The sequence below is a fragment of the Pseudoduganella violacea genome, assembly GCF_014191875.1.
In the GTDB taxonomy this organism is placed as follows: Bacteria; Pseudomonadota; Gammaproteobacteria; order Burkholderiales; family Burkholderiaceae_D; genus Rugamonas; species Rugamonas violacea_A.
Map to the genome: position 1 here is coordinate 453,108 of NZ_JACHXD010000003.1, position 12,913 is coordinate 466,020.

12 protein-coding genes are annotated in these 12,913 nt (G+C 67.0%); 8 read left to right on the top strand and 4 right to left on the bottom strand.

Going from position 1 to position 12,913, the window contains the following annotated elements; all coding sequences use genetic code 11:
* Positions 1–98: 98 nt before the first annotated feature.
* Genes FHS03_RS07990 through FHS03_RS08010 form a run of 5 tightly spaced genes read left to right on the top strand, consistent with a single transcriptional unit; the run spans position 99 to position 5,936 of the window.
* On the top strand, positions 99–1,805 hold the full coding sequence (locus tag FHS03_RS07990; RefSeq protein ID WP_229426102.1) for an EAL domain-containing protein: 1,707 nt from the start codon (positions 99–101) through the stop codon (positions 1,803–1,805).
* On the top strand, positions 1,802–2,611 hold the full coding sequence (locus FHS03_RS07995; protein WP_183440463.1) for an HDOD domain-containing protein: 810 nt from the start codon (positions 1,802–1,804) through the stop codon (positions 2,609–2,611). The genes FHS03_RS07990 and FHS03_RS07995 overlap by 4 nt, the downstream gene beginning before the upstream one ends.
* A 12-nt stretch (positions 2,612–2,623) precedes the next feature.
* Entirely contained in the window at positions 2,624–4,093 is a 1,470-nt protein-coding gene (locus FHS03_RS28520; RefSeq protein ID WP_183440464.1) for a PAS domain-containing sensor histidine kinase, read from the top strand.
* Positions 4,090–5,421 carry a response regulator c-di-GMP phosphodiesterase, NosR family gene (nosR, locus tag FHS03_RS08005; RefSeq protein ID WP_183440465.1) on the top strand — a complete coding sequence of 444 codons (1,332 nt, stop codon included), beginning with the start codon at positions 4,090–4,092 and terminating at the stop codon, positions 5,419–5,421. Before FHS03_RS28520 ends, nosR begins: the two co-directional genes overlap by 4 nt.
* Positions 5,418–5,936 carry a response regulator gene (locus FHS03_RS08010; RefSeq protein ID WP_183440466.1) on the top strand — a complete coding sequence of 173 codons (519 nt, stop codon included), beginning with the start codon at positions 5,418–5,420 and terminating at the stop codon, positions 5,934–5,936. The genes nosR and FHS03_RS08010 overlap by 4 nt, the downstream gene beginning before the upstream one ends.
* Here the strand turns inward: FHS03_RS08010 and FHS03_RS08015 are convergent.
* The 3 genes from FHS03_RS08015 to FHS03_RS08025 all read right to left on the bottom strand — a co-directional run bounded on the left by FHS03_RS08015 (position 5,926) and on the right by FHS03_RS08025 (position 8,852).
* Complete coding sequence (locus FHS03_RS08015; RefSeq protein WP_183440467.1) at positions 5,926–7,248, bottom strand: ATP-binding protein; 1,323 nt, start codon at positions 7,246–7,248, stop codon at positions 5,926–5,928. The two genes, FHS03_RS08010 and FHS03_RS08015, sit on opposite strands and share 11 nt — an antisense overlap.
* Before the next feature lie 5 nt (positions 7,249–7,253).
* A complete protein-coding gene (locus FHS03_RS08020) occupies positions 7,254–8,150 on the bottom strand; it encodes a M90 family metallopeptidase (protein WP_183440468.1) in 897 nt (298 codons plus the stop codon).
* Positions 8,151–8,258: 108 nt separating this feature from the next.
* Positions 8,259–8,852 (bottom strand): winged helix-turn-helix domain-containing protein, encoded by a 594-nt coding sequence (locus FHS03_RS08025; RefSeq protein WP_183440561.1) that lies wholly within the window; start codon positions 8,850–8,852, stop codon positions 8,259–8,261.
* A gap of 311 nt (positions 8,853–9,163) precedes the next feature.
* Between FHS03_RS08025 and FHS03_RS08030 the strand changes: the two genes are divergently transcribed.
* The 3 genes from FHS03_RS08030 to FHS03_RS08040 all read left to right on the top strand — a co-directional run bounded on the left by FHS03_RS08030 (position 9,164) and on the right by FHS03_RS08040 (position 11,673).
* On the top strand, positions 9,164–9,448 hold the full coding sequence (locus tag FHS03_RS08030; protein WP_183440469.1) for a hypothetical protein: 285 nt from the start codon (positions 9,164–9,166) through the stop codon (positions 9,446–9,448).
* A gap of 227 nt (positions 9,449–9,675) precedes the next feature.
* Positions 9,676–10,704, top strand: coding sequence for an OmpA family protein (locus FHS03_RS08035; protein ID WP_183440470.1), 1,029 nt, complete (start codon positions 9,676–9,678; stop codon positions 10,702–10,704).
* Between the two features lie 66 nt (positions 10,705–10,770).
* The gene (locus tag FHS03_RS08040; protein ID WP_183440471.1) at positions 10,771–11,673 is read left to right on the top strand and encodes a YihY/virulence factor BrkB family protein; all 903 of its coding nucleotides are present in this window, start codon (positions 10,771–10,773) and stop codon (positions 11,671–11,673) included.
* Here FHS03_RS08040 and FHS03_RS08045 read toward each other — a convergent pair.
* Complete coding sequence (locus tag FHS03_RS08045) at positions 11,670–12,875, bottom strand: AI-2E family transporter (RefSeq protein WP_371871625.1); 1,206 nt, start codon at positions 12,873–12,875, stop codon at positions 11,670–11,672. The two genes, FHS03_RS08040 and FHS03_RS08045, sit on opposite strands and share 4 nt — an antisense overlap.
* Between the last annotated feature and the right edge of the window lie 38 nt (positions 12,876–12,913).

A 12,913-nucleotide genomic window follows, 5' to 3' on the forward strand; every position in this document is an offset into this window, starting at 1 on the left:
GTTCCGTTCCTTGCCACACATAGGCGCGGCTGGAATCTTGGCCGTATAATCAATGCCAGTTGTGCGCTGCCGGCCCGTCCCTTTCGACAGGAGTGCTGATGGATCTGGATGCCATGGATGACACCGCGACAGGCGGCCCGCTGGCCGGCCTCCCGCCACAGCCGCCGGCGCCGGGCGGCAAGGCGCTGTGGCTGGCCGAAGCGGGCCACGCTTGGCAGCCCGACCAGCTGCACCTGCTCTACCAGCCGCTGGCCAGCCTGCAAGATGGCGGCATCGCCAGCGTGGAAGCCCTGCTGCGCTGGCAGCATCCCGAACAGGGCTTGCTCGTGGCCGCCGACTTCGTGCCGGAAGCCGAGGCGGCCGGCCGCATCGGCGCGCTGGGCGAATGGGCGCTGCGGCGCGCCTGCGCCGACTTGGCGCAGTGGCTGGCCGCGCTGCCGGCTCCCGCCCCGGGCGCCGCGCCGGCCCTCTGCGTCTCGGTGAATATCGCGGCGCACCAATTGCACGACGCCGCCTTCCCGGCCCTGGTGCAAGCCGTGCTGCGGGAGCACGGCCTGGCGCCCGCCAGCCTGCTGCTGGAACTGACGGAAGCGGCCCTGCTGCAGGATGCCCAGGCCAGCCTGCAGGCGCTGCACCGCCTGAAAGGGCTCGGCGTGCAATTGGTGCTGGACGACTTCGGCACCGGCTATTCCTCGCTCGGCAACCCCAAGCGCTTCCCCTTCGACTATGTAAAGATCGATTGCAGCTTCATCCGCGACGTGGTGAGCGACCGCGGCGACGCGGCCCTGACCAAGACCATCATCGCCATGGCCCACCATCTGGGCTTGAAGGTGGTGGCCGAGGGTGTGGAAACCGAGGCCCAGTGCGATTTCCTGCGCCGCAATATGTGCGACCTGATCCAGGGCTATTTCTTTTCGCCGCCGCTCGGCCAGGCCGCCATCGGCGCGCTGCTGGCCGAGCGCCGCAGCCTGCCGCCCGAGCTGCGGCGCATCCAGCGCCAGAAGCGCAGCCTGCTGCTGGTGGACGACGAGCCGAATATCCTGGCGGCGCTGAAGCGCCTGCTGCGGCGCGACGACTACACCATCCACACCGCCGGCAGCGGCGCCGAAGGCCTGGACATCCTGGCGCGCCACCCGGTCGACGTGATCGTGTCCGACCAGCGCATGCCGGGCATGATCGGCGCCGATTTCCTGCGCAAGGCCAAGGACCTGTATCCCGACACCATCCGCATCATGCTGTCCGGGTATACCGAGCTGCAGTCGGTGACCGAAGCCGTCAACGAAGGCGCGATCTACAAGTTCCTGACCAAGCCCTGGGACGACGAACTGCTGCGCGGCCACGTGGCCCAAGCCTTCCGCCTCAAGGAAATCGCCGACGACAACGAACGCCTGAACCTGGAGCTGCGCAGCGCCAACCAGGAACTGGCCGCGGCCAACCGCCGCATGGAAGAGCTGCTGCAGCAAAAGCAGCGGCAGATCAGCCGGCACGAAGTGAGCTTGAACGTGGCGCGCGAAGTGCTGCAGCATTTGCCGCTGCCGGTGATCGGCATGGACGATGGCGGCCTGCTGGCCTTCGTCAACAGCGCGGCGGCGCGCCTGTTCGGCCCCGGCGCCGCCCTGCTCGGCAGCGAAGCGGCACACGCCCTGCCCGAACTGTTCCCGTCCGGCGCCGCCGCGCCGGCGCTGCCGCATGACGAGATCCGCATCGGCGCGGCGCGCTATGCGGTGGTGGTGTATCCGATGGGCGAGTCGTCCAGTTCGCGCGGCAGCCTGATCACGCTCAACCGCTGCATGGAGCCGCAATGAACGGCGCCCCTTCCGCCGCCGAGGCGCTGCGCCGCCTGCGCGACCTGCCCTCGCTGCCGGACGCCGTGAGCGAGCTGCTGACCCTGATGCAGCGCGACGATCTCGATACGCGCTACCTGGCCGAGCGCATCGCGCTCGACCAGGCGATTGCCGCCAAGACGCTGCGCCTGGCCAATTCCTCGTTCTACGGCCTGGCCGCGCGCGTCTCCTCGCTGCAGCAGGCCATTGCCGTGCTGGGCGTGCACAGCATCCGCACCCTGGTCACGGCCATCGCCATGACCGGCAGCCTGCGCGTGCCGGAAGCGGCCGGCTTCGACCAGCGCGCCTTCTGGCGCCATTCGCTGGCCGCCGCCGCCGCCGCGCGTGCGCTGGCGCGGCGCCAGCAGCAAAACCCGGAAAGCGCGTTCACCGCCGGTCTGCTGCACGATATCGGCGTGCCGGTGCTGGCCACCAGCTTCCCCGACGAATACGCGGCCATGGAGGCGTGGCGGCGCGCCCACGCCAGCAAGCAGCGCGAGGCCGAGCAGGCCTGCTTCGGCTTCGACCACGCCGCCGTGGGCGGCGCGCTGGCCGGCCACTGGCATTTTCCGCCGCTGATCCAGGACGCCGTGGCGCGCCATCACGAAGCCGCGTGGCAGGCGCGTTCGCTGCCGCTGACGGTGCACCTGGCCAATCTGCTGGCGCACGGGGAAGAACCGGCGCCGCCCGCCTGGCAAGCCCTGGACCTGGACTTGCCGGCCTGGCGCGCGGCCGGACTGCAGGGCGGGCAGGATTGCCAGGCCATGTGCCAGGTGCTGCTGAACTGAGGGGCGAGCGGCATGGCACCCATCTCCTCCCGCCACCCGACGCCCGCCGGCGCCGCGCCGGCGCCGGCCGCCATCACCCTGTCCGAGCTGCTGGACGGCCATCCGGTGGCCACCTTCGTCATCGATCTGCAGCATGTGGTCACGCACTGGAACAAGGCCTGCGAACAGCTGCTGGGCTGGAGCAAGGAAGAGATGCTGGGCACGGATAAGCATTGGCAAGCCTTCTACCCCCGGCCGCGCGACCTGCTGGCCGACCTGATCGTGGCCGGCGCCGATCCCGCCACCGACCGCCTGTACCGCGAGCGCCAGCACCGCCGCTCGGCCCTGATCCCCGGCGCTTACGAGGAGGAAGACTTCTTTCCCAATCTGGGCGAAAGCGGCCATTGGCTGCACTTCACGGCCGCCCCGCTGCGCGACCACGACGGCCGCCTGGTCGGCGCCATCCAGACCCTGCGCGACGTGACGGAGCGGCGCGTGGCGGAAAACGCGTTGCGCCAAGCCCACGACAATCTGGAGCACCTGGTCGAGGTGCGCACCGCCCAGCTGGCCGAAGTCAACCAGCGCCTGGAAGACGATATCCGCCAGCGCCAGGCGGCGGAAGCGGAACTGCGGCGCAGCAATGCCGAGCTGACCGAGCTCAATGCGCGCCTGGGCCGCACCCAGCAGCAGCTGCTGCAGTCGGAAAAGCTGGCCTCGATCGGCCAGCTGGCGGCCGGCGTGGCGCACGAGATCAATAATCCGATCGGCTATATCTTCTCCAATTTCGGCACCCTGCACGGTTATCTGGACGAGCTGTTCGCCATGCTCGACGACTACCGCGCCGCCGAAGAGCAGATGGATCCCGCCCTGGCCGGCGGCCTGCGCGCGCGGCGCGCCGCGCTCGACCTGGATTTTCTGCGCGCAGACATCCCTTCGCTGATGGCCGAATCGCGCGAAGGCATCGTGCGGGTGCGCCATATCGTGCAAGACCTGAAGGATTTTTCGCGCGTCGACAGCAGCCAGGAATGGGTCTGGGCCAATCTGCACCAGGGCATCGACTCCACCCTGAACATCGTCAGCAACGAGGTCAAATACAAGGCCGACGTGGTGCGCGAGTACGGCGCGATTCCCGACATCGAATGCCTGCCGCTGCAGATCAACCAGGTGGTGATGAACCTGGTGGTCAACGCCGCCCATGCCATCGGCCCCGAGCGCGGCCGCATCACCATCCGCACCAGCAGCGAAAACGGCCAGGTGCGGCTGGAAGTGAGCGACACCGGCTGCGGCATCGCGCCGGAAAACCTGTCGCGCATCTTCGATCCCTTCTTCACCACCAAGGCCGTGGGCAAGGGCACGGGCCTGGGCCTGTCGCTGGCCTACGGCATCGTGCAAAAGCACCAGGGCACGATCAGCGTCGCATCCGCGCCGGGCCAGGGCACGACGTTTTGCGTGCTGCTGCCGGTGCGCCACCCAGACGATGAGCAACAGGAGGCCAGTCCATGAGTTCCGTGCTGCCGCAAACCACGCCCGCACCCGCCCCGGCGGCCACCCTGCTGTGCGTGGACGACGAGCCGAACATCCTGTCGGCCCTACGCCGCCTGTTCCGCGCGCGCGGCTACCGCGTGCTGACGGCCGAAAGCGGGGCGGAAGGCTTGCAGGTACTGGAACAGGAGGCGGTGGACCTGGTGATCTCCGATATGCGCATGCCGGAGATGGACGGGGCGCGCTTCCTGGCCCAGGTGCGCGCGCGCCGGCCCGACGTGCTGCGCCTGCTGCTGACCGGCTATTCCGACATCCAGTCCATCCTGGACGCCATCAACTGCGGCGAAATCTACCGCTACATCACCAAGCCCTGGGACGACAACGATATCGTGCTGGTGGTGCGCCACGCGCTGGAGCGGCGCGCGCTGGAGCAGGAAAAACTGCGCCTGGAAGCGCTGACCCAGCACCAGAACGAGGAATTGAAGGCGCTCAACCAGGGCCTGGAAGCCAAGGTCGAGGAACGCACGCGCCAGCTGCGCGCGCTGCACGAGGCGGCGGTGGCGGCCAATGAGAAGCTCAAGCAGAACTTCCTGACCACCATCAAGATCCTGTCCAGCATCGCCGAGCAGCGCGGCAGCAATCTGGCCGGACTGGCGCGCAAGATCGCCGACCTGGCGCGCCAGATCGCCCAGCAGATGAAGGCCGAGCCGAAGGAAGTGCAGGACGTCTTCGTCGCCGCCCTGCTGCACGATATCGGCAAGATCGGCTTTTCCGACGAGCTGCTGGCCACCCCGCTCACCCTGCTGCATGGCGAGGCGCTCGGCCTGTACCGCAAGCATCCGCAGCGCGCCGAGGAATTGCTGATGCCCCTGCCCGATCTGCGCGGCAGCGCCGCCATCCTGCGCGCCCAGCTCGAGCGCTTCGACGGCAACGGCTTCCCGCAAGGGCTGTCCGGCTTCGCCATCCCGCTCGGCGCGCGCATCCTGTCGCTGGCCGTCGATTATTACAATCTGCAGGAAGGCGGCATGGTGCAGCGCCATCTGCGCGCCGACGAGGCCAAGAGCCTGATCCTGGACGCGGCGGGCAAGCGCTACGATCCGAGCGTGGTGGCGGCCTTCCGCCAGGTGCTCGACGGCGCCGGCCCGGACGATCCGGCCGGCGGCCTGGAGCTGCTGTCGGGCGAGCTGGTGCCGGGCATGGTGCTGGCGCGCGACCTGATCAGCCGCGACGGCCTGATGCTGCTGGCGGCCGACCATGTGCTCGACGCGCGCCTGATCCAACAGGTGCAGGATTTCGAAAGCAAGAGTCAGAACCGTTTGCCGATCTGGGTGAAAAGGAGCGCGCCATGAGGCGTTTTCTGTTGCTGGACGATGAAGTCAAGGTATTGAACGCCCTGCGCCGCTCGCTGCGCGTGCACCTGCAGATCGAGGACTTGCTGATCGAAGCTTTCGAGCATCCGCGCCAGGCCCTGCAGCGCATCTGCGAATGCGATTTCGATCTGGTCATCTCGGATTACCGCATGCCGCAACTGGATGGCGTCACCTTCCTGCAGGCGCTGAAGGAAGTGGCGCCGCACACGGTGCGCATCATGCTCTCGGCCTCCACCGAATTCCAGACCGCGATGAGCGCCATCAATGAAGCCCAGGTCTTCCGCTTCATTCCCAAACCCTGGTCGGTGAGCGATCTGGGCAACTGCGTGCGCGAAGCCCTGGTCCTGCGCGACAAGCTGCTGGCCGATGCCGGCCTGGCCAACCACGCCGGCCACGCTCTGGGGGCGCAGGAACTCGAAGCGCAGCGGCTGGAGGAAGAGGAACCCGGCATCCTCAAGGTCAACTGGGGGCCGGACGGCTCCATCATCCTGTAGCGGCGGGCTTGCTCTCGGGCGGGCGCCGCTGCGGCAGCAGGATGCGGAACACCGTGCCCTTGCCGGGCTGGGACGCGACGTCGATCTTGCCGCCATGCTTGTGCACGATGCTGTAGGAGAGCGACAGGCCCAGTCCCGTGCCGCTGCCCACCGGCTTGGTGGTGAAGAAGGGTTCGAAGATGCGGTTCAAGTGCTCCGGCGCGATGCCGACGCCGCTATCGCGGATCTCGACCCAGGCCCAGCCTTTTTCGGCGCCGGTGCGGATGCGGATGGTGCCCTTGTCCCGGATCGCCTGGCCGGCATTGACCAGCAGGTTCATGAATACCTGGTTGAGCTGCGAAGCCAGGCATTCGATGGGCGGCACCTGGCCGTATTCCTTGATCACCTCGGCCTTGTATTTGAGCTCATTGGCAACGATATTGAGGGTGCTGTCCAGACCGTGGTGCAGGTCGGCCACCTGCCATTCGGTTTCGCCGACATGGGAAAAGTCCTTGAGCGCCTGGACGATCTCCTTGACCCGCTTCAAGCCATCCATCGATTCGCGCACCAAGGCCGTGGTGTCTTCCTCCAGGAAATCGAGGTCGGCCTCGCGCCGCAGCGGGGCCAGGCGCGCCTGCAGGGCCGGCTGCTCGGCCAGCGCCGCGTCGTACGCTTTGATGACGCGAAACAGCGTGCCGACATAGTTTTGCAGCGAGCCCATATTCGAGTTGACGAAGCCGATCGGGTTGTTGATCTCGTGCGCCACGCCGGCCGCCAGCTGGCCGATGGAGGCCATCTTCTCGGCCTGCAGCAGTTGCTCGTGCGCCTGGCCCAGCTTGGCGATCAACTGCTGCTGCTCGCGGCCCTTGGCCTGCAAGGCTTCCTCCATCAACTTGCGGTCGGTGATGTCGGTCAGGGCGCCGATCACTTCGAGCGGCGCGCCGCTCTCGTCGCTGATCAGGCGCAGCGTATCGTGCATCCACAGATAGCGGCCGTCGGCGGCGCGGAAGCGGTACTCGTAGGCGCGCAAGCCCTCGGTAAACACCTTGGCCAGGCTGGAAAAGATGGCCGGCGCGTCGTCGGGGTGGATATGGTCGAACCAGAAATTGGGGTCGGCCGTCATCTCTTCCGGCCGATAGCCCAGCATATTCACCACATTATTGCTGACGAAGGTCATCTTGAAGTCGCCGCTCGGCACCGTGCAATAGATGACGGCCGGGGTGTTGTCCACCAGGTATTGCAGGCGCACCAGCGGCGAGGCGGCGCCGTGGGGCGAGGATTTGCCGCCGGGGGCGGCGTCTTGATTGAAGAATTCGAAGTCCTCGAATTCCATGCCGTTCACCAGTTGGCCCAGGCGTAGGAACGGCCGCCGGGCGGCGCCAGCGCGGGCATGGCTTCCGCTTCCGGCGGCGCGGGCGGCGCCTGCCATGCGCGCGGATCGACGCGGTAGTATTTCTGCAGCTCGCCGTACAGGGCGGCATGGCGTTCGGCCATCTGCCACGGCTTTTCAAAGAAGGTTTCGGTGGCGACGGCAAAGAATTCGGCCGGGCTGGTGGCGCCATAATGGTCCATCACGCTGTCGTGGCGGCCATACCAGGCCTCGTGGCGCAGATTGGCGTAGTCGCGCGAGAGCACGGCCGACCAGCTCAGATAGCTTTCCCGGCTGCCCAGATAGGGCGCGCCATTATTGGCGCCCGACTCGCTGTCGAGCTGGTGGGCAAATTCATGCAGCACCACATTGTGGCCATCGCTCCAGTCGGCGGCGCCGCGCTGCACATCGTCCCAGGACAGCACCACGCGGCCATCGGACCAGGATTCGCCCAGCATGCCCTGTTCGGCATGGCTGACCACGCCGCCCGGCCCCACTTCGGGCCGCACGGCCACGAAGGCGCCGGGATAGACCAGGATGGTATGCAGGGCCGGATAGACCTTGCTGGGACGGTTCAGCAGCAGCAGGCAAGCCTGGCCGGCGATGCTCAGGCGCATTTCCTCCGTCACCTCCAGACCGGCGCAGCCGACGAATTTTTTCTGGTGCAGGAATTGCACGACCAGGCGCTGCAACTGCTGCTGCAGGGCGGGCGCCATGCGCGCATAAATGGGCAGGCCGCGCGCCAGCAGCGCCAGCTGCTCCGGCCGCAAGGGGCGGGACAGGGCGCGCCGCAGCGACCAGAGCGGATACAGAAACGGGGCGCCGATGGTCAACGCACTCAGGGCAAACCAGGTCAATGCTTCCATGATGCCGTCCATAAGGGAACTCGTCCGCCGCAGATGGGGCTTCTGGCCGACAATTCAACCGCGCCGGCCTGCGCCGGGGCGGTATGGACTAGCTTAACACTTCTCTTCTTACAGCGCCTTCTGTTGCGAGGGCGCCGCGCCGAACAAGGCTTCGACCAGGGGATCGCGCACCACCGGGTTGCGGTTGACGCGGATTGCATAATGCGTGTCGTCGGCCAGGATATGGAAGTGGCGGCCATTGCCGGCCATATTCTGCTCGCGCAGGCTGGGGCGCTCCTTGCGCGGCGGCGCGCCTTCGCGCTTGGGCTGGACGATGGCGGCCAGGAAGGCCTTGACGCGCTCGGCGTCCGGGGTCAGCTGGTAGACCGCCTTGCCCAGATAGGTGGCGGTGCCCTCGATATAGCGCGCCAGCTCGATCACGCCGGCTTCGCGCAGGTCGCGGATGTATTTGCGCGCGCCCGAGGGCGAGAATTTCAGGAACCAGGCGATTTCATCGGCCAGCATCTCATGGTTTTGCAATTCGCCGATCAGCTTCTGCATGTTTTCGATGCGGCGCTGGGTGGCCGAGGTCGAACGCACGCGTTCGATCGAGGCGAGCGACAGCGCTTTGCGCTCGGGTACGGGCGGTCCGGGGCGTTCAACCAGGGCCAGGCGCGGTCGGTCCGCCGCCGCGGCCAGGTGCAGCTCCTGATTGGCTGCCATCATCTCTCCGAGGGACGTATCGCGGGATTCGCTGATTGCATGCATTTGAACACTCCTTATAACAATTGCCTGGATTGCGCGGCATTTTCAGGGCCGGCATTCTTGAACACTGGGCCCCAGATTGCCGGATTTGGATGCTTCAGTCTGTGCGGCAACGAACATAAGAGCGGCACAAAATTGTGCTAGTGATAATTTATTGTCAAATTAATCAGTCTAAGCAGCTTTGTGTGTTTGCGTACAGAAGGCTGGCGGCGCCGCGCCTACACTGGTTGCGGCTTCATCAATTCGTCCATCCTTTCAAGGAGAACCTCATGCGATACGCCATCTTGCTGGCCGCCACGGCCGCCGCCTTCGGCCTGAGCGCCTGCGAAAAAACCGTCAACAACCCGCCGCCGGTGGTGGAAACCCCCGCCCCGGCCGCCGTGCCGGTCCCCGTCCCGGTGCCAGGTCCGGCAGGTCCGGAAGGCGCCAAGGGCGAACCCGGCCCGGCCGGCGCCCAAGGCGCGCCGGGCGCACCGGCCGAGCCGCATCCGGCCGAACCGAAACCGGCCGAGCCGGCGCCGCCAGCCGAGCAAAACCCGCCGCCTGCACGCTGATTCCGGCCCCCGCCGCGCGCCGTCTCCGGTTCCGGAGCGGCGCGCTTTTTGTTGGACAGCGCGGCGCCATGGGGGTTCCCGTGGTAAAATTACAACATTGCGCAAAATCACAATGTAGTTTGTGCGCTAGCGCACTGACCCGCAATGCATGGGGCCACTAAGCTGAGATGTAACAGTCCGGCCCAGGCCTTGCTGTATTACTTTTTCTCAACTCACGGGAGTCAAATTTGAATAAGAAAATTGCCCTTGCCGCAGCCCTGCTGTGTGCCACTGCCGCCGCCTCGGCGCAGGACGCCACGATCAACCCCAACTGGTATATCCAGCCCAGCATCAGCGCTTTCAAACCCGATAGCGATTGGCTGGTCGACAAGACCGGCCCCGGCGTCGGCCTGAAGTTCGGTAAAGCCGTATCCCAGGATTGGGATATCCAGATGGGCCTGACCCACGCCCGCTCCAAGGAAAACGGTTCGAAATACACCCAGCAGACCCTGGGCATCGACGCCCTGTACATGTTCTCGCGCCAATCCTTCCGCCCCTTCCTGCTGCTGGGCGTGGGCGCCGAGCGCGACAAGCTGAACCTGGTGGGTTCGCCCTCGGCCCGCCGCAGCTCGCCGTATGTGAGCGCCGGCCTGGGCTTCCAGTCCACCATCAATGAGCGCTGGTCCTTCCAGGCCGACGTGCGCAATGTGCACGGCATGCTGCGCGGCGACGAGTTCCGCCCGTCCAAGGTCAACAACGTCTACCTGAACCTGGGCCTGAACTACGCCTTCGGCGCGCCGCCGGCGCCACCGGCCCCGCCCGCTCCGGCCCCAGTCGCCGTGCAGCCGCCGCCCCCACCGCCAGTCGCGCCGCCACCACCGCCACCACCGCCACGCTTCGAAAAAGTGACGATGTCGGCCACCGAACTGTTCGGCTTCGACAGCGACAAGCTGGCCGGCGCCCAGCCCAAGCTGGACGATGTGGCCAAGCTGCTCAACGACAATCCGAGCATCGGCGACATCACCATCACCGGCTACACCGACCGCCTGGGCGCCGACAAGTACAACCAGAAACTGTCCGAGCGCCGCGCCAACGCGGTCAAGGCTTATCTGGAAAGCAAGGGCGTGGCCGGTTCGCGCCTGAACGCCCAAGGCAAAGGCAAGGCCAATCCGGTCGTGAGCTGCACCGACAAGAAACGCGCGGATCTGATCAAGTGCCTGGAACCGAACCGCCGCGTGGAAGTCGAACAGATCACCGTCGAACGCCGCGTCCAGTAAGACCGGCCAGGCAGTAACGAAAAAGGGGCGTCATGCCCCTTTTTCTTTTTCAACCAGGAGATTGCCATGAGCTTGCAGCGCTGGCGCCACCAGGCGCGCTCCCTGCCCCACATCGCCTACTGCACGCTGAGCGAGTGGTTCGCCCACCGCGCCAGCAGCAAGGGCGCGGCGCTGGCCTTCTATACCCTGTTCTCGCTGGCGCCGATCCTGGTGCTGGTGATTTCGATCGCCGGCCTGTTCTACGGCAAGCAGGCGGCCCAGGGCGAGCTGTTCGCCCAGCTGCGCGGCCTGCTCGGCGACCAGGGCGCGGCCGCCATCCAGCTGGTGCTGGCCGGCGCGCGCAACGAAAGCGAAGGCCGCTGGGCCGCCGCCATCGCCGCCGCGCTGCTGCTGTTCGGCGCCACCACCGTGTTCGCCGAACTCAAATCGAGCCTGGACGAGATCTGGCAGTTGCCGCCGCTGGCCGAAGGCTCGCTATGGGATGCCGTGCGCACCCGCCTGCTCTCCTTCGGCATGGTGCTGGTGCTGGGTTTTCTGCTGACGGTGTCGCTGGTGGTCAGCGCCGCGCTCGGCCTGCTGGAGAAATTCTGGCACAGCCACTGGCAGGGCGCGGCCATCGTGCTGGACTGGATCAATAGCGCCATCGGCTTCGCCGTGATCGCCGCCATCTTCGCCGTGATCTACAAGATGCTGCCGCGCATCCGCCTGTCCTGGCGCGACGTGCTGGCCGGCGCCTTCGGCACGGCCCTGCTGTTCAGCATCGGCAAATACGCGATCGGCACCTATATCGGCAATAGCGGCGTGACCAGCAGCTTCGGCGCGGCCGGTTCCGTGATCGCCCTGCTGCTGTGGGTGTATTACTCGGCCCAGGTGTTTTTCCTCGGCGCCGAATTCGCGCGCCAGTACGCGCTGCAGCTGGGCAGCCTGCGCCACCACCCGCGCGACGCCGAGGGCAAGCTGCAGCGCTAATCGCCCAGCAGCTCGGCCAGCACTTCCATGCCTTCGATGCGCTCGGCCACCACCTTGACGATGACGATCAGCGGCACGCCCAGCAGCAAGCCCCAGACGCCCCACAACCAGCCCCAGAACAGCAGGCTCACAAACACGGCCGCCGCGTTCATGCGCGCGATGCGGCCCGTCATCCAGGTCGTCACCACCGTGCCCACCAGGGTCGAGATCGCCAGCGCCGCGCCGACCGCCATCAGGGCCGGCTGCAAGGCGCCGAATTGCAGCAGCGCGGCGGCGCCGGTGGCCGCGGCCAGCAACAAGGTGCCGAAGTAAGGCATCAGGTGCAGCAAGCCCGCCACCACGGCCCAGGCGCCCGCGTTCTCCAGGCCGATGGCGCTCAGCGCCAGCCACATCAGCAAGCCCAGCAGCACATTCGTCACCAGCAGCATGAACATATAGGCCTGGATCGAGGTGTTGATATCGTCGAGGATGTGCAGCGTGACCTTCTTCTTGCTCAGCGAAGGGCCGGTCAGGCGCACCAGCTTGCGCTTGAAGGTGTCGCCCGAGAGCAGCAGGAAGTACAGCAGGAAGATCACCATGGTGGCCTGGCCCAGGAAGCCGGCCAGGCCGCGCGAGCCGGCCCAGACCCAGTCGATGACCTTGATGCCGCCGCTCGCCGCCACGGCCGCCGGCGCCGTCTTGCGCGGCGGGCGCTTGGCGCCGGCGGCAGGCAAGGCCGCGCCGCTGCCGGCGGTGGCTTGCTCGATCTCGGTGGCGGCGGCTTGGATGCGCTGCAGGGCGCCGCCCTGCCCGGTCAGCAGGCGCGACAGCTTATGCGTGACGGCCGGCAACTCGCCGAGGATGTTGAGGAATTCGCCGCGCACCTGTTCGATCGTGGCGGCCGAGCCGCACAGGATGGCGGCCGTGATCAGCGTGGCGCCGAAGGAACGGCGCACGCGCCAGCGCTCCAGCCAGCAGACCACGGGATTCAGGGTATAGGACAGTAGGATGCCCAGCGCCAGCGGCACGAGAAAATCGCGCGCCCACTGCAGGGCATACAGGAAGACGACCGTGGCGATGATGGCCAGCGCCAGCCCGCGCGCATGGCCATGCAGCGGCAGGCGCAAGTCGCCTGGCGCCGCCGGGTCGGGCGACCCCGCCTCGGGGCCGGCGGGCGGCGCCGTTCCCGTCAACGGCGGCAGCGAAGGGGACGGCGGCTTCATGGCCAGGCCCATGCCGCCGGCGCGTCAGCCGCGCCGGC